Source organism: Veillonella sp. S13053-19, assembly GCF_002959835.1.
GTDB lineage: Bacteria > Bacillota > Negativicutes > Veillonellales > Veillonellaceae > Veillonella > Veillonella rogosae.
Window position 1 is genome coordinate 24,427 of sequence record NZ_PPDA01000012.1, and the last position, 26,122, is coordinate 50,548.

29 protein-coding genes and 3 tRNA genes are annotated in these 26,122 nt (G+C 36.9%); 29 read left to right on the forward strand and 3 right to left on the reverse strand.

Annotation, left to right across the window (positions count from 1 at the left end; genetic code table 11):
- Positions 1-148 precede the first annotated feature (148 nt).
- Entirely contained in the window at positions 149-790 is a 642-nt protein-coding gene (locus VEHSUH06_RS07450; protein ID WP_105098381.1) for a hypothetical protein, read from the reverse strand.
- 286 nt (positions 791-1,076) lie between these two features.
- On the opposite strand from VEHSUH06_RS07450, the gene VEHSUH06_RS07455 reads away from it, so the two are divergent.
- The 7 genes from VEHSUH06_RS07455 to VEHSUH06_RS07485 all read left to right on the forward strand — a co-directional run bounded on the left by VEHSUH06_RS07455 (position 1,077) and on the right by VEHSUH06_RS07485 (position 5,148).
- Positions 1,077-1,152 (forward strand) — tRNA-Asp (locus VEHSUH06_RS07455).
- 21 nt (positions 1,153-1,173) lie between these two features.
- Positions 1,174-1,249: transfer RNA gene (locus VEHSUH06_RS07460), tRNA-Phe, on the forward strand.
- A 12-nt stretch (positions 1,250-1,261) separates the two neighbouring features.
- Positions 1,262-1,347 (forward strand) — tRNA-Leu (locus VEHSUH06_RS07465).
- A gap of 80 nt (positions 1,348-1,427) precedes the next feature.
- Entirely contained in the window at positions 1,428-2,885 is a 1,458-nt protein-coding gene (locus tag VEHSUH06_RS07470; RefSeq protein ID WP_105098382.1) for a hypothetical protein, read from the forward strand.
- Between the two features lie 141 nt (positions 2,886-3,026).
- The gene (locus VEHSUH06_RS07475; protein WP_105098383.1) at positions 3,027-3,656 is read left to right on the forward strand and encodes a DUF4178 domain-containing protein; all 630 of its coding nucleotides are present in this window, start codon (positions 3,027-3,029) and stop codon (positions 3,654-3,656) included.
- 104 nt (positions 3,657-3,760) lie between these two features.
- Positions 3,761-4,330, forward strand: coding sequence for a transposase (locus tag VEHSUH06_RS07480; RefSeq protein ID WP_233187909.1), 570 nt, complete (start codon positions 3,761-3,763; stop codon positions 4,328-4,330).
- On the forward strand, positions 4,294-5,148 hold the full coding sequence (locus VEHSUH06_RS07485) for an IS3 family transposase (RefSeq protein WP_233187914.1): 855 nt from the start codon (positions 4,294-4,296) through the stop codon (positions 5,146-5,148). Before VEHSUH06_RS07480 ends, VEHSUH06_RS07485 begins: the two co-directional genes overlap by 37 nt.
- A gap of 76 nt (positions 5,149-5,224) precedes the next feature.
- On the opposite strand, the gene VEHSUH06_RS07490 is transcribed toward VEHSUH06_RS07485, so the two are convergent.
- The gene (locus VEHSUH06_RS07490; protein WP_105098385.1) at positions 5,225-6,595 is read right to left on the reverse strand and encodes an MFS transporter; all 1,371 of its coding nucleotides are present in this window, start codon (positions 6,593-6,595) and stop codon (positions 5,225-5,227) included.
- 312 nt (positions 6,596-6,907) lie between these two features.
- On the opposite strand from VEHSUH06_RS07490, the gene VEHSUH06_RS07495 reads away from it, so the two are divergent.
- From VEHSUH06_RS07495 to VEHSUH06_RS07530, 9 genes are all read left to right on the forward strand, one after another.
- Positions 6,908-7,798 (forward strand): phosphate ABC transporter substrate-binding protein, encoded by an 891-nt coding sequence (locus tag VEHSUH06_RS07495; RefSeq protein WP_105098386.1) that lies wholly within the window; start codon positions 6,908-6,910, stop codon positions 7,796-7,798.
- 57 nt (positions 7,799-7,855) lie between these two features.
- On the forward strand, positions 7,856-8,737 hold the full coding sequence (pstC, locus tag VEHSUH06_RS07500) for a phosphate ABC transporter permease subunit PstC (protein WP_158251717.1): 882 nt from the start codon (positions 7,856-7,858) through the stop codon (positions 8,735-8,737).
- A complete protein-coding gene (locus VEHSUH06_RS07505) occupies positions 8,724-9,542 on the forward strand; it encodes a PstA family ABC transporter permease (protein ID WP_105098388.1) in 819 nt (272 codons plus the stop codon). Before pstC ends, VEHSUH06_RS07505 begins: the two co-directional genes overlap by 14 nt.
- On the forward strand, positions 9,542-10,285 hold the full coding sequence (locus VEHSUH06_RS07510; protein WP_054748775.1) for a phosphate ABC transporter ATP-binding protein: 744 nt from the start codon (positions 9,542-9,544) through the stop codon (positions 10,283-10,285). The genes VEHSUH06_RS07505 and VEHSUH06_RS07510 overlap by 1 nt, the downstream gene beginning before the upstream one ends.
- A gap of 384 nt (positions 10,286-10,669) precedes the next feature.
- Positions 10,670-10,891 carry a type II toxin-antitoxin system RelB family antitoxin gene (gene relB, locus VEHSUH06_RS07515; RefSeq protein WP_009352129.1) on the forward strand — a complete coding sequence of 74 codons (222 nt, stop codon included), beginning with the start codon at positions 10,670-10,672 and terminating at the stop codon, positions 10,889-10,891.
- Positions 10,881-11,147, forward strand: a complete 267-nt coding sequence (locus VEHSUH06_RS07520) for a type II toxin-antitoxin system RelE/ParE family toxin (protein ID WP_054748787.1) — start codon at positions 10,881-10,883, stop codon at positions 11,145-11,147. Before relB ends, VEHSUH06_RS07520 begins: the two co-directional genes overlap by 11 nt.
- A 10-nt stretch (positions 11,148-11,157) precedes the next feature.
- A complete protein-coding gene (locus VEHSUH06_RS07525) occupies positions 11,158-11,370 on the forward strand; it encodes a hypothetical protein (protein ID WP_054748772.1) in 213 nt (70 codons plus the stop codon).
- 68 nt (positions 11,371-11,438) lie between these two features.
- Positions 11,439-11,717 carry a hypothetical protein gene (locus tag VEHSUH06_RS10855; RefSeq protein WP_233187910.1) on the forward strand — a complete coding sequence of 93 codons (279 nt, stop codon included), beginning with the start codon at positions 11,439-11,441 and terminating at the stop codon, positions 11,715-11,717.
- Entirely contained in the window at positions 11,702-12,523 is an 822-nt protein-coding gene (locus VEHSUH06_RS07530; protein WP_233187911.1) for a hypothetical protein, read from the forward strand. The genes VEHSUH06_RS10855 and VEHSUH06_RS07530 overlap by 16 nt, the downstream gene beginning before the upstream one ends.
- 93 nt (positions 12,524-12,616) lie before the next feature.
- On the opposite strand, the gene VEHSUH06_RS07535 is transcribed toward VEHSUH06_RS07530, so the two are convergent.
- Positions 12,617-13,408: a carbon-nitrogen family hydrolase gene (locus VEHSUH06_RS07535; protein WP_105098389.1), complete on the reverse strand. Its 792-nt coding sequence runs from the start codon at positions 13,406-13,408 to the stop codon at positions 12,617-12,619.
- Positions 13,409-13,648: 240 nt separating this feature from the next.
- Between VEHSUH06_RS07535 and VEHSUH06_RS07540 the strand changes: the two genes are divergently transcribed.
- The 13 genes from VEHSUH06_RS07540 to VEHSUH06_RS07600 all read left to right on the forward strand — a co-directional run bounded on the left by VEHSUH06_RS07540 (position 13,649) and on the right by VEHSUH06_RS07600 (position 25,967).
- Entirely contained in the window at positions 13,649-14,452 is an 804-nt protein-coding gene (locus VEHSUH06_RS07540; protein WP_105098390.1) for a polysaccharide deacetylase family protein, read from the forward strand.
- Between the two features lie 11 nt (positions 14,453-14,463).
- The gene (locus tag VEHSUH06_RS07545; RefSeq protein WP_105098391.1) at positions 14,464-15,402 is read left to right on the forward strand and encodes a phosphodiester glycosidase family protein; all 939 of its coding nucleotides are present in this window, start codon (positions 14,464-14,466) and stop codon (positions 15,400-15,402) included.
- A gap of 8 nt (positions 15,403-15,410) precedes the next feature.
- Positions 15,411-16,358 carry a hypothetical protein gene (locus VEHSUH06_RS07550; RefSeq protein WP_105081489.1) on the forward strand — a complete coding sequence of 316 codons (948 nt, stop codon included), beginning with the start codon at positions 15,411-15,413 and terminating at the stop codon, positions 16,356-16,358.
- Positions 16,359-16,426: 68 nt separating this feature from the next.
- The gene (locus VEHSUH06_RS07555) at positions 16,427-17,599 is read left to right on the forward strand and encodes a glycosyltransferase family 9 protein (RefSeq protein ID WP_105098392.1); all 1,173 of its coding nucleotides are present in this window, start codon (positions 16,427-16,429) and stop codon (positions 17,597-17,599) included.
- Positions 17,586-17,912: a hypothetical protein gene (locus VEHSUH06_RS07560; protein WP_054748767.1), complete on the forward strand. Its 327-nt coding sequence runs from the start codon at positions 17,586-17,588 to the stop codon at positions 17,910-17,912. The genes VEHSUH06_RS07555 and VEHSUH06_RS07560 overlap by 14 nt, the downstream gene beginning before the upstream one ends.
- Positions 17,913-18,454: 542 nt before the next feature.
- Complete coding sequence (locus VEHSUH06_RS07565) at positions 18,455-19,807, forward strand: pyruvate carboxylase subunit B (RefSeq protein ID WP_009352176.1); 1,353 nt, start codon at positions 18,455-18,457, stop codon at positions 19,805-19,807.
- 480 nt (positions 19,808-20,287) lie between these two features.
- Complete coding sequence (locus tag VEHSUH06_RS07570; RefSeq protein WP_233187912.1) at positions 20,288-21,550, forward strand: sensor histidine kinase KdpD; 1,263 nt, start codon at positions 20,288-20,290, stop codon at positions 21,548-21,550.
- A complete protein-coding gene (locus VEHSUH06_RS07575) occupies positions 21,547-22,236 on the forward strand; it encodes a response regulator transcription factor (protein WP_105081491.1) in 690 nt (229 codons plus the stop codon). Before VEHSUH06_RS07570 ends, VEHSUH06_RS07575 begins: the two co-directional genes overlap by 4 nt.
- Before the next feature lie 434 nt (positions 22,237-22,670).
- Entirely contained in the window at positions 22,671-23,768 is a 1,098-nt protein-coding gene (locus VEHSUH06_RS07580) for a S1C family serine protease (RefSeq protein ID WP_105098394.1), read from the forward strand.
- Positions 23,769-24,106: 338 nt separating this feature from the next.
- Positions 24,107-24,436 carry a PadR family transcriptional regulator gene (locus VEHSUH06_RS07585; protein WP_105098395.1) on the forward strand — a complete coding sequence of 110 codons (330 nt, stop codon included), beginning with the start codon at positions 24,107-24,109 and terminating at the stop codon, positions 24,434-24,436.
- Entirely contained in the window at positions 24,423-24,998 is a 576-nt protein-coding gene (locus tag VEHSUH06_RS07590) for a DUF1700 domain-containing protein (protein WP_105098396.1), read from the forward strand. The genes VEHSUH06_RS07585 and VEHSUH06_RS07590 overlap by 14 nt, the downstream gene beginning before the upstream one ends.
- A gap of 9 nt (positions 24,999-25,007) precedes the next feature.
- Positions 25,008-25,358 (forward strand): transcriptional regulator, encoded by a 351-nt coding sequence (locus VEHSUH06_RS07595; protein WP_105098397.1) that lies wholly within the window; start codon positions 25,008-25,010, stop codon positions 25,356-25,358.
- A 180-nt stretch (positions 25,359-25,538) separates the two neighbouring features.
- Positions 25,539-25,967, forward strand: a complete 429-nt coding sequence (locus tag VEHSUH06_RS07600) for a hypothetical protein (RefSeq protein ID WP_105098398.1) — start codon at positions 25,539-25,541, stop codon at positions 25,965-25,967.
- Positions 25,968-26,122 lie beyond the last annotated feature (155 nt).

Sequence of the window (26,122 nt, forward strand, 5' to 3'; positions counted from 1 at the left end):
GTGTTTTCATATTTTAAATAAAAAGGACAGCATATACAGTTGTATATGCTGTCTTTTTAAAGTTTACTTTGAACACATAAATTGTCTCTTGCTTACTTAGTTAATTAATTAAGTAACTAACTAAGTAAGTACTTAACTACTTAACTGCCTACTTACGAGTGATAGTATATAAGTCCTCCATATCTGGAATATCGTAAATAACCCATGTACCGTCACCTAGATGACGCATTAAAATCTTTATGTCTTTAGTCATATTCTTTTTATTATTTTGGATGGTTGCTGTAACCGTTGCAGTTTCGCCGTTGTCCTCTGTTTTGAGGTTTTTAATCTCTACATCATGTTCTTTAAAGAGGCGGCCTTCTACAAGGCGGTCTACCATAGATTTATTATCGTCGTTTTGGTTTGCTGTTTGGTTGTTATCCGTAGGAGGTTCTGATTTAAAACTATCTGGATCTTCAATATATTTTCTCATTACATCTTCGATGAGGGCAGGGCCAAATGTTTTGGTAGCGGCTACTGCAGCTTTGCCAAATGGATTAGATGTATCAATATATTTATTCCCTTCACGGTCTACGATGTTTTTTACGATGGATTTCACATCTACATGACGCAAAACTTCATCTGCATTTTTCTCCTGAACGGCTTGATGAATGATTTTTAATGTATAAGCTGGTGTATGTGGGACATACCATAAGAAATACCATGCGGCAGCTAATGCGCCTACAACAGCGATGATGAGGGCGATAATGACGCCTTTAGAGCTACTTTTATTCACGGTGAATCCTTTCATTTACTTTGTATCGTAATTTTTGATAGCGAATATATACATATTGTAGCATATCTAGTAAAGTATAGTGTGATAATTTGCACGTTTACAGAAAACTGATGAAAGATGGAGATAAAAGATGTATAGAAGTAATTTAGCTGATATTTTCCGTTGTAAAAGTCATAAAATAGGCACTATCCGTTATAACCCATGTTTTTAATAGAATATTCATAAAAAAGTTCAAAAAAATAGTTGCATTGGTCTAAAATCCATGGTATCATGTACAAGTAGTCAACGAGAGTTGATACGCGGCCCCGTGGTGTAGCGGTTAACATGTCGCCCTGTCACGGCGAAGATCGTCAGTTCAAATCTGATCGGGGTCGCCATTTTTTTTTACAAAAAATCATGCCTCGGTAGCTCAGTTGGTAGAGCAACGGACTGAAAATCCGTGTGTCGACAGTTCGATTCTGTCCTGAGGCACCATTTGTATTCCATGCGGTTGTGGTGGAATGGCAGACACGCCATCTTGAGGGGGTGGTGAGCGTACGCTCGTGAGGGTTCAAGTCCCTCCAACCGCACCAAAATATATAAGGACCTACAGTCTACTGTAGGTCCTTTTTGCTATCGTCTTAAAAGTTGTGCGTGTATATGGGAGAGAGAAATGAATAAGAAATATTTTGTACTGATGATGCTTTCACTAGCATTATATAATCAGTCTGGTTTTGCAGCAGAAGTAGTAGATAGTCAGAATCAAAATATAAGTATTGAACAAAAAAATAATACAAAGTTAAAACAGTTTGTACAAACAAAAGGCCCAGTAAAAGTAGATTTTGTTGAGGTTATTCCTGGTGCTTTTAAAGCTGTTATAAAAGATAAATCGATAGATACGAAGGCACTTTCAATTGGCGATGAAATTATATTAGAGCGGATGGAGACGGAGCACGGTTCTAAACGATTAAAAATATCAGGAAATCCCGATTTTGGAAGTGAATACAAAATGTTTGATCCACTTTACAATGATAAGGATGAAAAAGCGCTGAAAGAGATCAAAAATTATAATACTGAATCAACACGTAATCAAGGTTATTTTATTGGAGGCAGAAATAAACCCTTACGTATTGTGAGCCCCTATATGAAAAAGAATGGAAAAGGAGAAATTAAGCTAACTAATCCTGTTAATACTAAAGATTATCGAACTCGTGCTGATCGGGATGAAGCAAATGAAAAGGAACTTCGAGAATATTTAGATAATAATAAGGGGAAAGGACACGACCTATATACGGCTAGAACTAAAGCTGAGATTAGAGAATCTTTGGAAAGCTTTTTTAAACCTATAGCATTGATTCAGTATCCTATTAATAATCCAAAGGATTACAAAGAAATTTCTACTGCATCAGGATTTCCAAAGAAAATACCAAGTTTTGCTAAAAATATTCATATGCATGGTAATCCCAGTTTTTTACAAGGTAGGGCTTATGTACAACTTGCATTTGGCGGTACACCGGAACAATTAAAACCATATATTGAAGAAGCTATTTCTAACTCTAAAGTAGTTGTTTCAAAATCTGATATATCTAATGTGTATGTTAAACGATATATTGATTCAAATATGGCCTATGCAGATTCTCTGTTTGCATTAATTCCAAGGGAGATACTGATTGTAAAGAATACAACCGTGCCGATGGGGAAATTTATACAAGACCAATCAGATAATCCTATTGATAAATCTGTAGATGAAATATATGAGTTAGAAAATCAAGTACTAGCAGAATTTAATAAGGTACAGATTGCAGATGAAGATAGGAATTCGAAGTATAATAGATATTTTGAGACTCGTAAAAGAGTAGAAACAGAGCGAGATAAATTAAAATCTAGTGAACAAAATAGAAATACATTGTCTAAAGGTAAAGTCTATCCAACCTATACAGAGGAGGAGAATCGAAAATTTCAGAAACAGTACTTGCATAGATTGTCATTTAATGAAGATTCGATAGAAATACCGGATAATTATGTATTGTATGTATTTGATTTTGGTGGAAGTCGGAATCATCCATATTCTTTAGGTGCTGCGGTCAGTCCTGATAAAAACTATATAATTTATTTCTTACAACAAGGTTGATTATAATGAACAAAAAGGTAGTATCATATATATGGTACTACCTTTTTGTTATATCTGTATTGGCAGATTCTTATGTTATGTGTACAATCATAGTAATTAATAATACATGTATGTGTGTAAGTTTATATATGAGAGAAGAGTATGGAATTTAATTATGGCGAAACGCTGCGTATCCGAAGTGATTTATATACGATCCTAGGTAAGATACGCTATATTGATACTCATGGGCATATATGGTATGAGTATAAGCTAGTTAAACATAGTAATAACGCAGCATTTTGGCTTCGTTGGGATAAGAAGCGAGATGCGTACCAGTTTTCCAAGTTGTGTGGTAAAGCACAGCCCGTAGATATGAAACCCGTAGATAGTAGTTATAAGATGGTAACGGGCACTTGGGGTGAGGTGGACGTAGGGACTACAGATACTGCTAAATGTAAAGAGTATGAAAATGTTGAGGGTACTGCTACGTTTTCTGTTGAAGCATGGGCTTTTGAAACGGAGTATTCAAAAGGCTTTTACATTAATAAAGAATACGTATCTGTGGAACAGGATGTAGAGATAACCGACACTATTAAAGATAGAATGGATACGGTTAAGATAATGAGGTTCGTAGGACCTATCGTTTGGATTTTGGCAAATATACTAATTTTTATGCCAAGATTTGACATACAAATATTGAATGGTATGCATGATTTCCTTACCTGGCCTTATATAGTAGGTGGGAATATAATCATTGGTATCATTGTGGCTTTTGTCCTCTTTAAAAGATAGCATCTAGAAAATCAGGGACACGCTATACCAAAACAAAAGGTAGTAACACATATCAATGTGATATGTACCCCCTTTACTGGACAACCAGTAAAGGGGGTATTTTCATGAGATATAGTTATGAATTTAAAAGAAAAGCAATTGAATTATTTAATCAAGGTGAATGGCCAGAGACGCCAACTGGAGTATTGACTCATACTTTTCACGAACAAATAATAAAATGGGCTAAACAGGAAGAGTTTAATGGCCCAGAAATCAATAAGCATAATCCAGATAAGCGATGTTGGTCTCCAGAGAAGAAATATGAGTTAGTATGCCAAGTATTATTTGGAGAATCTATCCGCTCTGTATCTATTAGGGCTGGAATTAATACTGGCCAACTGTATCAATGGGTTCATAAATACAAAACTTTGGGATACAATGGTCTTATTAATAAACCTAAAGGACGATCACCAAAGGATTGCAAAATGAAAGTACCTAAGACTATCTCACCTCGAGAGCTCAAAGAGAGTGAATATGAGGAACTCATTCGCTTACGAGCTGAAATTGCTTATATTAAAGCTGAAAATGAAGTCATAAAAAAAGAGATTGCCTTGAGAGAAGAAAAAGAGGCTGCGCGACTCAAGGCGAAAAAGCAGCGATTATCAAAACGCTCCGCCAACAAGGCTATCAACTAAAACATCTTTTGAAAGCTATGCCAATGTCCAAATCTACCTATTATTTTGAACTTACTAAAGTAGATCTTGTAGATAAAAGAAATACAGAGCTAAAAGATGAAATTCAAAAGATTTTTACAGAACATAAAGGCCGGTATGGTGTACGCCGTGTATATCAAGAGCTTCTTAATCGAGGCTTTGTAGTCAATCATAAACGAGTGCAAAGACTTATGCATATTATGGGGCTCGCAGGAAAGCGACCGAAAGAAAAGTACCACTCTTACAAAGGGAAAGTCGGTAAGGTAGCAGAAAATATCGTCAATAGAGATTTTAGTACAACTGCACCATTACAAAAATGGACTACTGATGTGTCTCAATTTAATTTCTCATGGGGAAAATGCTATTTGTCGCCTATTTTAGATATGAATACGAATGAGATTGTTGCTTATGACTTAGCATTAAGTCCTAACTTAGAACAAATTTCTCGTATGTTAGAGAAGGCATTCAAGAAGTTTACTAATCTTTCAGGATTAATCCTCCATTCTGATCAAGGATGGCAATACCAACATAAGTACTTTAGGAGAACACTCAAAGAGCATGGTATTATTCAATCTATGTCTCGAAAAGGAAATTGTTATGATAACTCTGTGATGGAAACCTTTTTTGGTAGATTGAAAACGGAAATATATTATGGTTTTGAGAGAGAATATTCATCTTTTAATGCTTTTGCAGCAGCGATAGAAGAATACATTAACTATTACAATAACAAAAGGATTCAAGCAAAAACAAAATGGATGCCCCCTGTGAAATACAGAGAAGCATCCATGTGTTTAGGCTAGTAAATAATATGTGTCCAGGAAAATGGGTACATATCAATGTTACTACCTTTTTAGTTTGCTTAGGATTTTGTTGTTATTAGTTAGCTTCAGCTAGTTGAAGTTGTTCTAGTTCTGCTTCTTTAGCATCTAATTCTTTTGCACCAAAGTGAGCTAGTACACAGAATGTAACACAAAGAATACATGCTACCAATAAGAGATAGAAACCTGCGTTCCAACCAAATTTGTCAGCTAATACACCGAATAGTGTTGTACCGAGGTTGGCACCTACAATGTAGCTCATGAAACCGCGAAGACCAACGGCTGAGCCTACAGCAAATGGAGGTACAATATCCATGGTTTGAACAGAGGCTAGGAATTGAGGAATATAGATTAAGCAACCCACAATAGCAGCGAAGAATGTAACCCATAAGAGGGATTCGCTTTGCCAATAGCCGAAGATACAGAAGAAGATAATGCTTACGGCGATAATTGCTGGTGGCATACGATAACCTTTAAAGAATTTATCGGAAATATAACCTGCAAAAATTGTAGAAGGTATAGCCGCCCATTCAAAGAATAAGAATGCGATAGACATCTCTGCTTTGGAGAATCCTTTTACTTGTAATAGATAGATTGGAAGCCAAGTAAGCATACCAAAACGAATCATATACACGAAGGTATCTACTAATGATACGTACCAAGCATTTTTGTTTTTCAATACATATTTTACAAAAATTTCTCGTGTATTCATATGAGGTGCCTCAGAGCTTCTATGTGCTTTATGAGCCGTATCCGCAATGATTTCGCTTGTAGGTGGTAAACCTTCACGCTCAGGGCTTTCTTTGATTAAGAAGAAAATAGCGATAGCTACAACTATGGCAATGATTGCAGGGATACCATAGCTACCTAATTGCCAATGATCTGTAGTTGTGAAATATAGTGCAGCCGTAACGATTGGCGCTACGATACCGCCACCAAGATTGTGTGAGATATTCCAAATTGCACCATAACGGCCGCGTTCTTGTTTTGGATACCATTTCGCTAGAGTAATGAAGGATGGGCCTACACCAAAACCTTGGAAGAAACCATTAAGAACTACTAGTACTAAGAAGAAGGCGAGGCTGTCGGCAAAGCTCATAAAAATGTTGATAATTGCACAGCAAATAAGACCGAAAGCCATAAATTTTGCAGGACTTGCTTTGTCTGCAAGACTACTCATAAAGCCTTTACTTAAACCGTAGGCGATAAGCATACCACTAGATAGCAAACCGATTTCTGTTTTGCTCATGTGGAGAATATCTGATAAGAAATGAGTTGATAAGGCAAAGTTGTTACGAACGATATAGTACGCCGCATAACCAATAAAAATACCAAGTAGAGATTGAAATCTGTATTTATAATATAGATTCATAATCATACTTTGTGGTACAGATGATTTTGCCTCTTTAGGTTGTAGAAATGAAAACATAGTTATTACCTTTCTTTATTAATAACTAAATCCTGTTGCATTGATAATACTAACATTTCTATAGAAATTATGTAAATGATTTATAACACAAAAGTAAGTGTTAATGTTATAAAAATAATTTATAAGATGGTTATATTATAGTAAAATGTATATAGTATAAAAATAACTTTCAGTATGATGAGCATTTTGGAACTGAATAAATATAGTAGTCTATAGTGTTGGAGTTGTATTGTAATCAATAGATTTGTTTTGTTATAATTATACTGTTATTAAATAATCATTATTCTATTACTTATATTAAGGAGATTGTATATGAAAGGCTTTACTAAACGTGCAATTCTTGCTGCTTGTGTTGGCGCAGCAATGCTTATTTCTGCAGGTTGTGGTTCCAACCAAAATGCACAAAATACACAATTAACATATAATGGTTCCTCCACATTGGCACCAGTTATTTCTAAAATCGCTACAGATTTCACAGAGAAAAATAAAACTTGGAATCATGCAGATAGCTCTTTGCCAGATAAAGATATTACTATCTATGTATCTTCTGGTGGTTCTGGTACGGGTATCAAGGCTGTTATTGATGGCACTGCGGACTTCGGTTTAGTGGCACGAGAAGTAAAAGACAGCGAAAAAGCAAAAATCAAAGATTACAATGAAATTAAAGTAGGTATTGATGCCTTAACAATTGCTGTAAATCCTGAAAACCCTTTATATGCTATAAAAGATAATCTTACTAAAGAAGAAATTATTAAAATCTTCTCAGGCGAGTATAAAACTTGGAATCAAGTAGATCCTTCCTTGCCTAATCAAGAAATCATCGTAGTAACACGTGACCTTGGTGGCGGTGCTCATGAAGTGTTCCAACAAAAAATTATGGGTTCTGTAGAGGTGACTAAAGATGCTATTCAAGCTCCATCTATGGGTGCTCTTGTAACTAAAGTTAAAGAAAATCCATATGCTATTGGTTACGCATCTTATGGCATGTTAGGTCAAAACAAAGGCCAAATCGTTGCTTTCAAAGTCAATGGTGTAGCACCAACAGATGAAACGATTACTGATGGTTCTTACATGATTCAACGTCCACTTCTTATCGTAGGTAAAGGTAATATGGGCGGCGTAGCAGACGCTTTCACAAAATACTTGAAGTCTGAAGAAGGTCGTAAAGTTATTCATAAAATGGGCTTTGTTCCTGTAAACTAATCAGATAGAATAAAAGCAAGGCTGAGGCCTTGCTTTTTTCTTATGAAAGGAGAGTCTATGCATTTATCGGATCGTTTTACATCTGGTATAGTACCGATTATGGCGGTATCTGTTCTCGCCTTATATATAGGGCTCGTGCTTTATATGGCGATAGAGGCGTGGCCCGCTTTGATACATATGTCTTGGACGGATATTGTAACCGGTACAGTCTGGAAGCCTATGGCACAAAGTCCTGTATTAGGTCTGGCCTATATTATTTCTGCTAGCCTCTATGTATCTCTGTTATCTTTGATATGGGCATTGCCCTTGGGGATTGGTACCTCTGTAGGTTTGAGTCTAGGTGTATCACCACGTATTCGCCAATTTTGTTTATCTACTATAGATATGATTGCCGGTATACCTTCTGTTATTGTTGGTTTTATCGGTCTTGCCGTAGTGGTTCCGGCCATTCAATCGATGTTTTCTTTGTCTACCGGTGAGTCTATTTTATCGGCTAGTCTCGTATTAGCCTTTATGGTTTTGCCTTATATTGTGACTCACTGTACGGAATCTATCGAAACTTATCGCCAGCGCTATGAAGAAGCGGCTTTGGGGTTAGGCATATCGCCGTGGCATACGATGAAAGCTATCGTATTACCTAGTGCTAAAGGTTCTATTATCCTTAGTTCCGTTCTAGCCTTTTCCCGTGCAATGGGAGAAACTATGGCAGTTATGATGGTTGTCGGTAATGCGCCAATTCTGCCTAATTTGCTGGGTAAAGCGGAGCCAATTCCATCTCTTATTGCTCTTGAAATGGGTAGTGTAGAGTACAATAGCTTACATTATAGCGGTTTATATGTAGCGGCTTTAGTATTGCTTCTTATCTTGATACTGACTAATATTCTAGTCTATATGTATTCTTGGAAAACTAGAAAGGACGGTCATCATGAAGTTATCTAATCTTGCATTAGCTACTTGGGCTTATGGCAGTCTAATCCTAGTTATGGCAATACTCATCGCTGCGTGTAGTTATATTGTGTATCATGGGGGGCCATTAATAACTGTTGATTTCCTCTGGCTCTACCCAGCGGGCATGCCTCTCGGTGTAGAAGGGGGCATATTCCCTGCCATAATCGGTAGTATTTTAGAGGGCTTATTAACGGCTTCTATGGCGGCTATTGTAAGTATTCCTTGTGCTCTTTACATGGTATATGGCAATATTTCTCGTTGGAAATCAGAATGTTTTTTATTCACTCTACGCTGTATGTCTGGATTACCATCTGTATTGATTGGTTTGTTCGGTTATAGTGTACTGATTTTATATTTAGGTATTGATAAAAGCTTATTATCTGCGTCGATTACGTTAACGGTAATGGTTATACCTTTTATTACGTTGCGCCTTGTGAAAGTATTCCACGAGTTTCCTCGTGAAACTTATGAGGCGGCTCTCAATATGGGACTTTCACCAAGTTATATATGGATGCATATGGTCATACCGAGTGCCATGCGTGACGGATTGAGCGCTATAGCCCTTGGAGCGGCCTATGCGATGGGGGCCACTGCACCGATTATGTATACTGGTGCCGTATTATATACTAGGGCTATACCGAATATAACGGATCCATTTATGGCCTTGCCATATCATTTGTACATTTTGGTCAACGAAGGTTATTCAGTAGATTTAGCCTATGCTACAGCCTTTGTATTGATGGTTATATTGCTTTGTATTAATATCATTTGTCGCTACATAGGAGGGCGGTCTTGATGAGCATCATATTAGATATTAAAGATATAGAGGTGTCCATTGATGAGCATCCTATTTTGCAACACATAACCTTGCCTATTACAGAACATGCTATTACGGCTGTTATTGGGCCGTCTGGTTGTGGTAAAAGTACATTGTTAGCTACGCTTAACGGTAGCTTACAGGCACCGAAAAAAGTCACTAATGGACAAATTATTTACGATGGCCTATCTGTAGACTCAATGGATCCGCAAATGTTACGTCGCCAAATCGGTCTTATCGGACAACAACCGACCGTATTTCCTGGTACCATTGAAGATAATATGGTATTTGCTCTAAATTATTATAAAGAGTTATCCTCTGCAGACAGAAAGGCTAAAGCGATACAATGTTTAGAGCAGGCTGGATTATATAGCGAAATTAATGGCGATATGAAGCGCTTGGCAAGTTCTTTATCTGGCGGTCAACAACAGCGCCTGTGTATTGCGCGAAGCTTGACCGTAGATCCTCGAGTAATGCTCTTTGATGAGCCGTGCTCTGCCCTTGATATAAAAAACAGCTTGCATATTGAGGCATTGCTAACAGAGTTAAAAGCAAAACAAACGATTGTCATTGTTACTCATAATTTACAACAAGCTAGACGCATTGCAGACTACACTGTCTTTATGAATGAGGGCCGAGTGGTAGAGTGGGGACCTACAGAGCAAATATTCTCTGATCCACAACAAGAATTAACTCGTGATTACTTGGCTTTTGGCGGATAATCTTGAGAATTTTATATTTTTGTAAAAATTAAAGATAAAATTTCTATAAACTGTTGACATATTTCGTTTAAAAATGTATATTATAGGTGACATACTGGCGTGTCGTTAAGGGACTGTGAGAGAGTTTAGCCAGACTTACATCTGATATAGTTCGAGAGTAACTATATACATAAGAAGGCGTACCGCTGAGAGACGAGAGAAGGGCGGTATGCCTTTTTTGTATGTAATATACGATCTACCTTGTTTTTTACAATCTAATAAGCAATGTAAATTATTAATATTGTAAATATAAAATTTTATTAAAATAACGGAGGTTGCGAGTTTAAAATATAGACTAAGACCTCCTTATGTAATACAATGTATTACATAAGGAGGTCCTTTTATATGGCAAATATTTCAGTCCGTCTAAATGAACAAGAAGAAGAGTTATTTAAAACTTATGCTGAGTTTATGGATGAAACACTTTCTACCCTCTTTAAGAAGGCCTTACTAGAAAAGATTGAAGACGAATTTGATCTTAAGGTAGGTCAAAAAGCATTAGCAGAATACGAGCAAGATCCTGTTACTTATTCTGTAGCGGAAATGCGTGCAAAATATGGCTTATAAACTTGAGTTTTCTAAACGGTTTGATAAGCAATTTTCTAAATTAGATAGATCAACGCAACGCTATCTTTTTAATTGGCTTATCAAGCATTTAGATAATGTTGAAAATCCTAGATATTCAGGAAAATCATTGACTGATAATAAAACAGGACTTTGGCGTTATCGTATTGGTAATTATAGAGTTATTGCTGATATTAATGACCATAGATGCGTTATTTTAGCATTAGAAGTGGGGCATCGAAAAGATATTTACAAATAGAGGATATACCATGAAATACTTACGTCGTGAACTTAATCAAGTAGAAAAAGAATACTTAAAACAATTTGGACAAGACTCGTTGAACCGTGTCGTTCTCCACGATCCAAATACAAAGGATAAACAAGAAGTACAAGACACCATTGATATCCTAAAGGAAGCTATGGCTAAGAACAAACCTCTAGAGCAAGTTCCAGAAGATATGTGGAAGCTTATTGAGTTTTAAATTACCTAAGTAGCTATATAATATGTGCAGCAACTCTTTTTTATATAGTTTATTTAATGGAGATATGAATGAAGTTAAAAGGATTTATACTTGTTGTGACCGCATTGGTTGCGAACATAGGAATAACAAATGCTGAGCGGTTATCCACTCCATCTGTAGGAACACCTTTGGGCACAAACGCTACTCAAGTTAATAGAACCCAATCTTTAGAGGTTATGCCTTATATGGAAAGTAAAGTAACGGGTGAAACAGAATTATCTTATGCTGTTATGTCTCTTGCTAAAAAACATATAACGAACAAATATTACAGCAGCGAGATGAGGAATCGCGTATGCACGCTCATATAGAGGAACATAATAGAAGAATAAGAAGTACGCCACAACGAGACTTTATTAAAAATCCCTATACACGAGAAGAAATTGAAAAACAAATTGTAGATGCTATTAATTTTAGGGAAAGCATTAAATATCCTGTTAATGACAAGGAATATTACAATCATATAGATGTAGACAAAGTGAATGATTTGTCAGGTTTTCCAAAGAAAATACCATCATTTGCTAAGCAGGTTGATATTCATTTAAAACCACCTAAGGCAATTGAAGATGGTCGTTACATCCAAGTTTCTTTTACAGGCAAACCATCAGAACTAAAGCCTTATATTCAAGATGCAGAAAATCACGCTAAGGTTGTTATTACTAAGGGTGAGGCAGAACGTGTTTCTATCAAACCGTACGAAAATGTTAAGACGAATTATAGAAAATATCTGTCTACTATATTGCCAGAAGAATGGATTGAAGTAACGAATACATACAACAATATGTATCAATATAAAGTGGCGTTAAGCAATGAGAATATTAAGCAAAAAGTTGATCATGAACTCGCTAACCAAATGAACAATCAAATGTTTATGGGATTAGAGCAAGATACTAGTCAATTAAGTTCTGATAAAGTGTTATCCAATGATGAAAATAAGGCTTTACAGAAAAAATATTTAGGTTACTATTCCTATAAGGAAGTAAACCGACCATTTGAAGCGGGATATACATTTTACATCTTTAAATTTGATTATTTGTATAACTCATTTACTGTCGCAGGGATGGCCGTTAATCCAGAACAAACTAGAGTAATTTATTTCCTCCATACAGTACAATAAAAACAAAACAAAACAAAACAAAACTAAAGGCACATTGTTAAATGAATACTTTTCCTAATATAAGGAGAAATTCAATAACAATGTGCCTTTATGTTATAGGTTGTAGAGTTCTGGTTTACGGTCCCTAAAGATATTAATTTTGTTGCGAATGTCTTCGACTACGGTAAGGTCGATATCTACGGAAGCAATGCCTTCGTTCGTATCCATTTCGAGGAGGTTCGTGCCCCACGGGTCATAAACGGCGGAGTGACCTGTGCTTTGAACGCGACCAATAGTACCGCATCCGTTGACTGCGCAAAGGAATAATTGATTTTCAATTGCTCGTACTTCGTTTAGTACTTGCCAGTGACGTAGACGCATCGTAGGCCATTGGGCGGGTACGAATAAGAGTTCAGTACCTGGTAATGCAGCCATTCTCACTAGCTCAGGAAAACGGATGTCATAACAGATGACAGTACTGCAAGGTATTCCGTCTAGCTTGAAATGTGTCGTATGAGTACCGCTAGCAAAGTATTTGTCTTCTTTAGCAGGGCTAAAGCCGTGCATTTTGGAATATTCACCTACGAGGGTACCTTCACGGTTGTAAGCATAGGATGTATTGAATACCAAATCATCTTTTGCCACAGCAACGGAGCCGCCGACGATATTCACGTTATGCTCTTTTGCAAAGGCGGTGAGCAAAGATTTTGTTCTTTCCCCATTTCTGTCGGCAATCGTAATTAAATCATCTGATGGGTGAAAACCTGTATTCCAAGTTTCAGGTAAAACAATAATATCAGGATTTTCTGTAAGTGATTGAGTGAGTAACTCTTGAACGCGATTGTAGTTGTATTCTACGTCATTTACGTGAACGTCCATTTGTAAGAGGGTTAAGCGTTTTTTCATGGCAAATCCTTTATCGATTAGAAGCATATAATTTTTATGATTTGTATTATAATTAGAATATTAAAGCATTCCATTCTAGATTACAACATAAAGTATCGTTAAAGGTGTTTTAGAGGATATATCTCTTTAGGTTATAAATCATCTATTTTAGCTATACGTATATGGGGTGGAGTTTTTACTATTCTTCATAGAAATGTTATAATATTCTGTATATAATTGTGTTCTGATAGAGGAGGACCTATGAAACGGATTCCGTTAGTAACACTATTGGTTGTGGCCTTGGCAATGCTGGTGGCAGGTTGTGGATTGCTTTCACAAAAAACAGAGCCTACTAGTTCAGCGCCACCAGTAAAAGAAGTTAAGATGGTACATCCATCGGGCATTCCTGTTCTTATGTATCATAAAATCGGCGACGATAAAGATAATGATGCGGTTATTCGTGAGGATTTATTCAGAGAACAAATGAAGTTCCTCAAAGATAATGGCTATAATCCACTAACGATGGATCAACTATATGACTATGTCGTAAATGGTGCAGCAGTACCTGAAAAACCAGTTGTATTAACCTTCGATGACGGATATGCAGATACGTATTCTATCGTATATCCACTTATGAAAGAGTATGGTTTTGCAGCTACTGTATTTATCAATCCTGGCGATGTAGGCACTCGGTTAACTTGGGATCAAATTCGTGAAATGCATAAGAATGGTATCACCATTTCTAATCACGGGTTCCAACATATCGAAATGGGACAATTGTCTGAAGCTAAGCAAATAGAAAATATTACGAAGGCTCAAGAAGCTCTTGCAAAAGAAGTAGGTATCAAGGATAATCCTTGGTTCTGCTATCCTTATGGAGATAAAAATGAATTCACCGATGCAGCTACTAAGAAAGCAGGCATTAAAATGAGCATGGCCATGAAATCTGGCTGGGCTCATACAGGTGATAATCCATATAACATTTTGCGTGTTTGGATTGGTAATGCTGTTGATATCAAACATTTTGAAGAACGCATTAGCACCGAACATTTCACTGATTTATAAGGAGAAATACATTGTTCAAAAAGAATTGGGTAAAGTTCATCATCATGGTGTTCTTATTTACCGTTGTAACCTCACCATTCGTGGTGCTCTTTGGACCATTTAATAATGTAAAGCGCGCCGTTATTGGTGCCATATTGCAATCTCGCCATCCTCATTACATTACATGGCTATTTAGTGAAGATGAATTGCAATCTATTTTGGGCACTGTTGGTGTTGTTAAAAGCCAAGATTTGTTCAAGTTTAATGCTCGTGAAGATAAGAGTTTAAACCTTGAAAAAATTCAGTCTGCTCGTTATGTAGGCTATATTCTTGAAATTCCAGATCCTCGTCGTATTGAAGTCGGTACAGCTGCTAATATTCAAGAAAAAGGCGATACTACAAGTAATATTGCTAAAATGAATAATGCGGTAGCTGCTATTAACGGCGGTGGTTTCCACGATCCTAATGGTACTGGTACAGGTCGTTTGCCATATGGCTTTATCTTGCATGATGGAGAATATGTTATCGGTAAGGATGTAGGTCCTGATGAAGCAGTAGACTTCGTAGGTTTCTCTAAATCTGGTAACCTTATCGCTGGTAACTACGATAAAACTCAACTATCTGATATGAAAGCCATGGAAGGTATTACCTTTGGCCCACCTCTTATTGTAGACGGTAAGAAAATGATCACTGAAGGTGATGGTGGCTGGGGCGTAGGCCCACGTACTGCTATCGGTCAAAAGAAAGATGGTACAGTATTATTCCTCGTAATCGATGGCCGTCAACCAGGGTACTCCATTGGTGCTACCTTGCGTGACGTACAAGATATTCTCTTTGAAAAAGGCTGCTACATTGCAGCGAATTTAGATGGTGGTTCTAGTTCTACCTTATACCTCAATGGTAAAGTGGTGAACAAACCGGCCGATTTGTTAGGGGAACGCATGATCCCAACGGCGTTTATCGTGAAATAGGAGGACAAATGAAACCTTTTACGCGTGTACTGAGCGCCTTTGCGGTAGGTATTCTTCTGCAAGGTGGGGTATACCTATACCTTGATCAATATATGTTTGCGCCGACTACGGAATTTAATGTAGCAGGTGCGTCAAAAGATGATACTAAAAACTTCCCGGATGTAAAGGAAGGTACTAAATATGTATCCTACGACCGTCAATTTATGGCGGTTGTTACAGAAAACTCTTTGAAAATCTACAAGGCTAATGAAAGTAAGCCTACAACGATAGATTTGAAAGGGCGTTCGATTAGTTACTTCAACTGGATGCCAGACCGTAACTATGCCATCATGGGCTTATATGACTCTCGCGATGTCGTTATGGCTCGTCTCAATGCAGATGATCCAGAGCATGAAGTGGATACCAAGCTTGAAGATTTACCAAAAGGTAGTAAAATCGTAGATGCTGCATACTCTGAAGCGACAAACGTAGTATATATGAAGGTAAAAGTTCAAGAGCATGTATATCGTATTTATCGTACAGATGCTAACTACGATACGCGTCGCGTGTATATGCAGGCTACTGATATCGGTCATATCGGCGTTTTCTACGATGAAGATAACTTCTTCTACGATAATGTTAAAACTGGCGATATCTTTATGTTTAATGGTATCGAAGGTGGCTGGCGTGTTATCAACCCACCAGGACGTTTCCGCTTAATTGGTGTTGATACAGATAAGACAATCTACATTGCTCGTGTTGATGAGGACAATAATGCATTGACTGTTTACACTGGCAAATTAGGTGTAGGTTTCAAACCAGTTTACAAATACAATCATCCTACTACTTTCAATGAATTAAAATTGTCTGACGTAAAAGACATCATCAAGAATGGTAGTGAAGAAACTAAAAAGGTGACAGAAGATGATACGTCTTCTAAATCATCTAACACTAGTGATAGTAAAAAGAAATCTTAAGAAAAAGCCTTTATAATGCTTCATTATAAAGGCTTTATTCCTATGTTATATGTACCATAAGGATATCTATGAATATATTATTTGTACGCCTTAGTTACATTGGGGATATCTTGCATGCTACCCCTGCGGCGCGCTGGATCAAAGAACAGTATCCAGATGCCAAGTTACACTGGATTGTAACGCCTAGCATGGTGGAGCTGCTAGACAGTAATCCCTATGTAGATGGAATCATCCCCTGGGAACGGGATGAATACGAGGCACATTCTAAAAAACTGCATATCCCGACAATGTGGCGCATGTGGTGGGAGCTGAAGGCTAAATTAGAGCCCTACAAATTTGATGTAGCCGTTGATGTACAAGGGCGACTGATAACCGGTCTTGTTCTATTGGCTTCTGGTGCGCCTATTCGCTTAGGACTTGGTGGTACAAAAGAGCTGAATTGGCTATTTACAAACTATAAATCAAAGCCAAGTACAGATCATGTTATCAAGCGTTATGTTGAGGTGGCACAACTTTTAAAAGAGGCTGTTGCTAAACAGGCTGATTTAGATACACCTCTTAAAACTGTTGATAATCTTCTGGAACCTGAAACATTAAATAACGTTAGTGCTAATAAGATGTATCATATGGATTTCTATGTACCATCGAAGTTACATACCTGGGCAGAAGAACAGTGGAAAACGATTGATAATCATACTTCTTTAAATCGTGGTGAAGTAGAAAAACCTCTACGTGTGGGATTGGTCTTAGGTACGTCTTGGGCGACGAAAGAATGGCCTCAAGAAAAATGGTATTCCCTTATTAAATCACTGCAATATAGAGCTAATTTTGTTTGCTTAGGCGGGCCTAAAGAGGCTACACAATACAAACCTTTGATGGATTCTTTGGCCGCTGAGGGCATTGATCAGATTATGCTGAATATGCTAGGAAAGACGACACTTCAAGAGGTAGGTGCCTTAATTGAAAGCTGTGACGTAGTAGTTACGGCTGACACGGGCTCCTTACATATTGCATTAGCTCTTAATAAGCCTGTAGTGGCTCTCTTTGGACCTACAGATCCTAAATTATGGGGACCACTAACGGGGACCTTTAAGGTGCTTGTAAATGATGAATTAGATTGCTTAGGTTGTCGTAAACGACGGTGTCCTAAGTCTGATCAATATTGTATGTCTGGTATTGAGCCAGTTCGTGTTAAAAAGGCAATTTTCGAATTGATAGGAGATAGAAATGGCAAAGTTTAAAATTCAAAAAGGCTTATCCGATGCGGATATGTTGAAAAACTTTAAAGATACAGAAAACTTTGAAGATACTATGCTTGATATGGAACGGGCAGCTAAAAAGCCTGTAGTACATCAAAGTCCAAAGCAAAAGGAAGATGCTTTCTATCGTGAGTTCTTAACTGAAAAAGTGGAGACTATGATTGGTAAAATGCTTCTAGACATCAAGATGGAGTACTTCAAAGAAGGTGAAGGTGCTTTCTCTATTCAAGTGAAGCGAGAAGGTAAGAATATCGTTCTTGAAACGGCGCCTAAAAAGGTTAAACCTGAAAAGTAAGCTGTATAATGGCATTTACTAATAGTTAAAAATAAAAGAACCTGTCCATAAATGGATAGGTTCTTTTGCATATTTATGTAATTATAAGAACGGGTTGTATTATCAATAAAAATGATGAGCTTATAAGCGTACCGATGTTTATCGAATTACTACATTTATAAATACCGATATGCTTTGGAGCCTTTTTAATAATAACTAAAAATTATTACGGTATAATTTTTGGTTTCTCATTAAAAAGAGCAATTACAGAGAAATTGATTTGATTAAACATACACGCTAAAAGCTAGCTCTTTTGTAGTTTTGTGTGATTACTATCACGAAAAAATCATCTTTAGACACATGAATTTATGAGTAAATAGCATAATATAGTTGTTGACAAAGAATTTTATAAGTAGTCTAATATAAGTATGTCTTAACGATTTATAGAGTGTTTGGCTTGTGTGAGCAGACATCAAAAAAATCGTAAAAAAATAGGTATGAGATAGTTGTTTGTTTCATGTATAAATTTACATGCACAGACTATTTCGATTTGGAGGATTAACATGGCTAAAAAATTAAGAATCTGCGAAACCGTTCTTCGTGACGGTCATCAATCTATTTTGGCAACACGCATGCGTTATGAACAAATGGAACCAGTGCTTGGCCTTTTAGATGAAATTGGTTATGAAGCTCTTGAATGTTGGGGCGGCGCTACTTATGATAGCTGTCTTCGTTTCTTGAATGAAGATCCATGGGAACGCCTTCGTAAATTGAAATCTAATTTGAAAAACACTCCATTACAAATGTTACTTCGTGGCCAAAACTTATTGGGCTACAAACACTACTCTGATGATGTAGTAGAAGCATTCTGTAATGCAGCTGTAAAAAATGGTATTGACCGTATTCGTATCTTCGACGCATTGAATGACCCTCGCAACATGGAAGCTGCTATTAAGTACTCCAAAAAAGCAGGTGCACACGTTCAATCCGCTATGGTATACACAATCTCCCCAGTTCATACAACTGAAAGCTTCTTGAAAGTAGCTGAAACATTGGTAGAAATGGGTACTGATTCCCTTTGTATCAAAGATATGTCCGGTTTGTTAGGACCTGCTGATGCATATGACTTGGTTTCCACATTCAAAAAACGTTTTGGTGAATTGCCAATCGACTTGCACAGCCATTTCACTTGCGGTCTTGCAAGCACTACATACTGGGAAGCTGCTAAAGCTGGCGTAGATATCATCGATACTGCTATCTCTCCATTCGCTCATGCAACTAGCCAACCAGCTACTGAAACTATGATCGAAATGTTCAAAGGTACTGAATGGGATCTTGGTCTTGACCTTGATAAATACATTCCATTAGTTGACCACTTCCGTAAAGTAAAACAACAAATCGCTGAAGAATTCAACTTGAAACCAGCTAGCGATGTAATCCCAGCTGTTCGTCGTTACCAAATTCCTGGCGGTATGTTGTCCAATACTCAAAACCAATTGAACGAAATGGGTATGGGCGATCGCTTCTTCGACGTTATGGATGAAATGCCACGCGTTCGTGAAGACTTGGGTTACCCTCCATTGGTAACTCCAACATCCCAAATCGTTGGTACAATGGCTATGATGAACGTTATGATGGGCGACCGTTACAAAATGGTTCCTAACGAAGTTAAAGACCTTGTACGCGGTAAATACGGTGCGTTGCCTGGTACAATTTCTGACGAAATTCGTCAAACTATCATCGGTGATGAACAACCTATCACTTGCCGTCCAGCAGATCTTATCGAACCTGAATTGGAAGGTTACCGTCAAGATTTAGCTACAAAAGGCTACAATGGTATCACTGACGAAGACGTATTGACTTACGCTATGTTCCCAGAAGTTGCTATTAACTTCTTCGAAGCTAACCGTCGTTAATCCAAACTCTAAAAGAGGATTCTTAGGAATCCTCTTTTTTTTGTCTAAAATTATAAAGTGAAGAATTTCAATAGTTGTTTTATATTTTATAATTTAGATTTTTTATAAAAAAGTATAGATGAGCTTCTATTAACTATACTTAATTCTCAAGTTCTTAATATAAGTAAATACTAAGATTTTGAATGATACAAGATACCCGGATACGTGTGAAAAAATATACTATGTAAAAAATATTAGATACTAAAAGGGTCGAAGAACCCTTGTATAATCTGTTAATTATAAACTGACGATGAATGAAGCGTGAAAATTATATTGCACTTTTGGCTATTTTACTTGCTTTAACTATTAAAAATAGCGTAAACTATAAGAAGTATCTACTATTTATGATATTGAGGTAACCCTGTGAATTTACAAATACGGATTTGGATATCCAATGTTGTGCTCTTTGTTGTACCTATTTTAATAGCAATAATCTTATTTTTGCTATATTTTACAGGTTTGCGCATCTTGGCTAATGCCGGTTACTATTTGCGTATTGAGCAGGAACAACAGTTTAAAAGTGTCAGTCGAATTACTGAAACAATTACCTTTTATGGGTTAGAAAACAATTTAATAGATAGCTTGGTTAAACCTAGCTATAGTCTACTCGATCCAAAGGAGGTATATGTAGAGGTACTAGATCAAGGGAACATGGTGTATAGCTATGGTAATCCACAAATCTATAGTGCATCTGCTATCGTTGGTCTTATCGATGTAAATCCTGAATTACAGGGCATTGTATATCAGTCCAATAATACCTTTGTTTATGAAATGCGAAAATACGATGGGCGTCATGCCTACGTATATCATATTGCTATTAAGCGTGCTACCCATGGTAGTGATAGCTTGATGGAATCTGTGTCCTTCTATATTATTATAGTTTCTATATTGCTCTTTATTGTTACATTCTTTGCAATCAACCGATTTGTTACACGGTTTATCATGATTCACGTTAAGAACATGACGAAATCATTAGAGCTGGCAAATCGTCAGATCGAAATGGAACAAGAGCAGCAAAAAGAATTGCTCGCTGGTATCTCCCATGATATACGAACGCCATTGACTGCAATTAAAGCTTATGCAGAAGGTGTTCGTGATGGTATTGCACCAACGGAAGAGCAACAAAAACGATACATGGGTATCATTCTGAAGCGTGCCAATGATTTAGACTCGATGTTAGAGGAGCTATTCCTCATTACTACATTGAACTACAAAAAAGAATCTCGTCCATCTGAGCGAATTGAATTAGGTCAGTATGTGCGTGATTTTGTAGAGGATCATATTGCGCCGTATCAATCGAGAGGTCTTGAAATTAAGGCTCGAATAGCTACGGAAGCTGCGTTCATCAATGCAAATCCGCAGTTGTTACAACGGGTGTTACAAAATGTGTTGAACAACAGTGCTAAATATAAAATGGCTGATCTAGGGCATTGTATTATCGATGTAACTAGTGATGATGATTTTGTATACTGTGTCATCAGTGATGATGGTCCAGGGGTGCCACAAGAATCTCTTGAGCGTCTGATGCGCCCGTTCTACCGTGTCGATTCGTCTCGTACGAACCCTCAAGAAGGTAGTGGTCTAGGATTATCGATTATTCGTCGAATTATGGAAATCTTTGAAGGCCGAGTTGTGATTGAAAATGTAAGACCACATGGTCTACGTATTATATTAGAATTTCCTAAGCAAGGAGAAGAATCATGAGTGAACATATCTTAATTATTGAAGACGATTTGGATATTGCCAATATTGAACGTGATTATTTAATGGTGGCAGGTTATGATGTAACTATTATGACTAATGGTACAGATGGTATCGAAGCAGCTTTGAATACGCCTGTAGACCTTATCATCCTTGATGTTATGTTGCCAGAAATGGATGGCTTTGAAGTTTGCCGTCAAATTCGTGACAAAGTTCGCGTGCCAATCGTTATGGTAACGGCTCGTCTTGACGATATCGATAAAATCCGTGGTTTAGGCGTAGGTGCTGATGACTATATTGAAAAACCATTCTCTCCATCTGTATTGATTGCAAAGATCAAAGCTATGTTGGCGCAATATAAGCGTTTAACAGAGCGCGATGCAATGGAAACTAATGCGATTCAATCTGGTGAAATTCGTCTTGATCCTAAGATGATGAAAGTATGGGTGAATGAAAGAGAAGTTCATCTTAAAAAGAAAGAATTCCAATTATTAGAATTCTTGATGCGCAATCGCGATATTGTATTTAGCAAAGAAGAATTGTACTCTCGCGTATGGGGACTTGATTCCTATGGTGATTATGCTACGGTAGCGGTACATATCAATCGTTTGCGTGAAGAAATTGAGGATAATCCATCCGATAGTAAGCATATTATTACAGTTTGGGGTGTAGGTTATAAATTTGTTTGATAATTGATAAGGATATTCATATTATATTCACGTTATTCGTGGCTGTTGATTAAATATGAATTTATAGAGGATTATTATATAGATATAATCAAAGTTTTAACAATATTTTATAATGTTACTTTGATAATTTAGATATACAATGTATACTAATTCTAGTAAGGCTGAAGTTTGATTCCGGAAAAGTACAAACTAAACTTCTCTCTCTTAATAAGTTCTCTCTCAAACTTTTCTGGGTCATATATACTCTCTCTCTCAACAGTCCTTACACTCTCAAACTATATGCATAAAGGGCATTCCTAGCGACGGCTAGCGAATGCCCTTTATGTTTTTATAATAATTGTAATAAATTGTTTTCTTGCATTGTAAAAGAATGAGTACTATAATGGTTTCATCAAAATTGATTTTATAAAATTGATTTTAAGAAGGAGATTTACATGGAATTTTCAAAATATAAGAAAACTGTCATTGCTTGTGCTCTTGCCTTGGGTATTGGTGTGAGCGGTGGATACTATTTCTTTGGTAGTCCTAGTCATACACAGCAAACAACAGTAAGGGAACAAACAAAACAATCTAAACCAATTACTGAAACACGTAATACCTATGTAGTGCAGGCTGTTAAAGAATCTGGTCCAGCGGTAGTTGGTATTACTACACAAGTGTTCCAAAAGGATATCTTTAACCGTACCATCTATGCTGGAGAAGGTGTTGGATCTGGTGTGCTCATAGATAATGAAGGACATATTGTAACGAATAATCACGTTGTAGCGGGTGCTAAAAATGGTGAAGTTACCGTATCTCTATCTGATGGCTCTACTGTAACAGGCACCGTTATTGGCACCGATTCACAAACGGACTTAGCCGTTGTTAAGATTAAACCTCCCAAAGATATTAAGCCAATCAAAATCGGTGACTCCGATTCTGTACAGGTAGGTGAGCCTGCTATCGCTATTGGTAACCCTTTAGGCCTTGAATTTAAAGGCTCTGTTACATCTGGTGTTATCAGTGCTTTAGCACGTACTATTGATGAACAAGGGCAACGGTTCCCGTTGATTCAAACGGATGCAGCCATCAATCCTGGCAATTCCGGTGGTGCCCTCATCAATGCGGATGGTGAATTGATTGGTATTAATAGCTCTAAAATTTCCAAAGAGGGTATTGAAGGTATGGGCTTTGCCATTCCAATTAACTCTGCTATGACTATCGTTGATTCTATTATTAAAAATGGTAAGGTCATTCGCCCGTATATCGGTGTATGGGCTGTAGATCGTCAAACAGCAGCACGCAATAATGTAAGTTATGAAGGGGAAGGACTTCTTATTGTACAATTAGACTCGACAGGCCCTGCAGCACAAGCTGGATTAGTAGAAGGTGATACGATTGCTCAAATTGATGGCAAAGATATTACTACATTACTTGAATTAAAAGAGAGAATTGATGCTAAGAGTCCTGGCGATACAATTTTAGTATCTTATACTCATAATGGAAAAATGAAAAGCACACAAGTTAAATTAGGCCAAGCAACTTCAAAATAAATAACTGATGTTAGAGTAAATAGATTATTCTAAAATCAATGAAAAATCCTCATCCGTTGGATGAGGATTTTTTGATATACGATGATAATTGAGATATATTTCAATATAAATAACTTGAAATTAGCATAAATTTTGAAAATATTTTTATCTATATAAACCTAGACTTTATCTATGTGTATTAGCGATAGAATTCAAAGCTTTGGCTATGTAAAATATATTTTTAACAAGGTACCTTGCATTCAAAGGTACCTTGTGATATTATGTATTTGTCAGTACATGATAGTGACCGTAAGAGAGCTTTCACATTGGCAGGTAGGCACAACCTAAAGGGAGGAACTATGCAAGTTCAATTAAAAAAAGGTGTTATGGATATGCTTGTGCTAGCACTATTAACACAAAGTGATCGCTATGGATATGAAATCGTAAGCACCATTTCGGAGTATATTGAAATTTCGGAAGGAACTATATATCCATTATTTAATAGATTGAAAAAAGAAAAGTATGTTGAAACGTATTTGAAGGAGTCCACAACAGGACCATCTCGAAAATACTATCACATTACGGCAGACGGCCGTGCAGCATACAATCAGATGCGCCAAGAATGGGATGAGTTTTCTGGTGTTATCAATATCCTATTGAAAGGAGTAGACTATAATGAACAAAAATAGTTTTTTAGAAGCACTGCGTAATATTTTCAAAAAAGCACGCGTAGCCGATGTAGAGAGTATTATTGAGGTGTATGAAGAGCATTTTTCCGTAGGCTATGAAAAAGGTCTTACAGATAGTGAAATCATTAAATCTTTGGGAACACCAGAAGAAATCTATGCATCTTATGTAGATGCGGGTATTATTACAGATACATTAGGCAAAGATGGTACTGAAAGTAAATCCGTTAATATGCAAGCAATCTATGCAAGATTTGATGATTATAAAGAACGTTTACTACCGCAGTTACCTGGTATGGCTAAAAAAGCATCCAAAACATTACTAGCTATTGGTAGTGCGTTGTCATATATTGTAGGTGTTTTAACATTTATTATTACACCGGCTATCCTTTATTTATTAGGTAGCTCTTGGCAACCATTTGAGAATGTAACAGCATTCCCAGCATTATCTTTAGTAACATTAGTAGCGCTTGGTGGTGTAGGTCTCTTTGGGGGCCTTACATGTATCTTTATTGGTATTGAACTTCGTGGTGTACGCGAACGTTATTTCAGCAATGTAGATTAAGGAGGACCTATGAGACGAATTATAATTGCTGCCATTCTAACTGTAATCAGTGCTGTAGGGGTAGGTACATCCTTTGCTGTAAATGATCTACCAAATTTTGGTGAATGGATGAAAACCAATGAACAACAGTTTAGAAAACCACATAGACATGATGGTTCTAATATGCATATGGACCAACATATGAGGGATGGAAATAATCAAATGATGCCTCAAAATGGTATGGGGCCAAATAATGGTCAACATATGTACCAAAATTGTCAAAACCAAATGATGCCTCAAGATGGTATGGGACGAAATAATGGTCAGTATATGAATCAAAATGGTCAAATGCCTCCACAAGGCCAACCATCTCAAGGTTAGCAACCTACTGGTAATGCTTCAGAATAAGCACCTAATGGTGATACACAAGCTTAATAAAATATATAAAACTATTAATATAGATTGGGCCGTATATTTTAAGATATTAATAGATATAGAGTTAGATCTATCTGAGGATATAGTTGTTTTAATCGTATTTGAATATTAGGTAAAGGTGAAAATATGAAAAAACTTTTAATTGCTACAGTATTAACCGCAGTATATGGGATTGGCGGTGTAACATTTGCTTCTACTAATGACGTACAAAATAATAATGAGCCAATCAAGATGAACTTGTTAGTAGAACGAAATCATGATGATGCAAATAATTTCCAAGATAAAAAATGTGATATGCTACTAGAAAATCAAAATAACCAAATGCATAGACAAGATCGAATGGAGCATATGCCAATGAATCATCACGTTGATAATATGCATCGAAAAGATAACGATCAATCTATGAGACCAGAAGGTCAAAACCATCATATGAGACAACAATGTAATAATCATCAAGTGCCACCACAAGGTCAGCCTCCTCATGGTGATCGACATAATGGTAATGCACCACAACAACAAAATAATCAAGGTGCACCACAAACTACACAAAACTAACCATATTTTATGAGTTTACTTCTCTTATGAGATAATAGAGACCGTGGTCATGAAAGTGCATTCATGGCCACCGTAGAGCTACACACTCTACGTGATACATTCGTATCAGAATCTCTCTCTTACACACAATAACTACACACAAGCAAAAAGAGCTC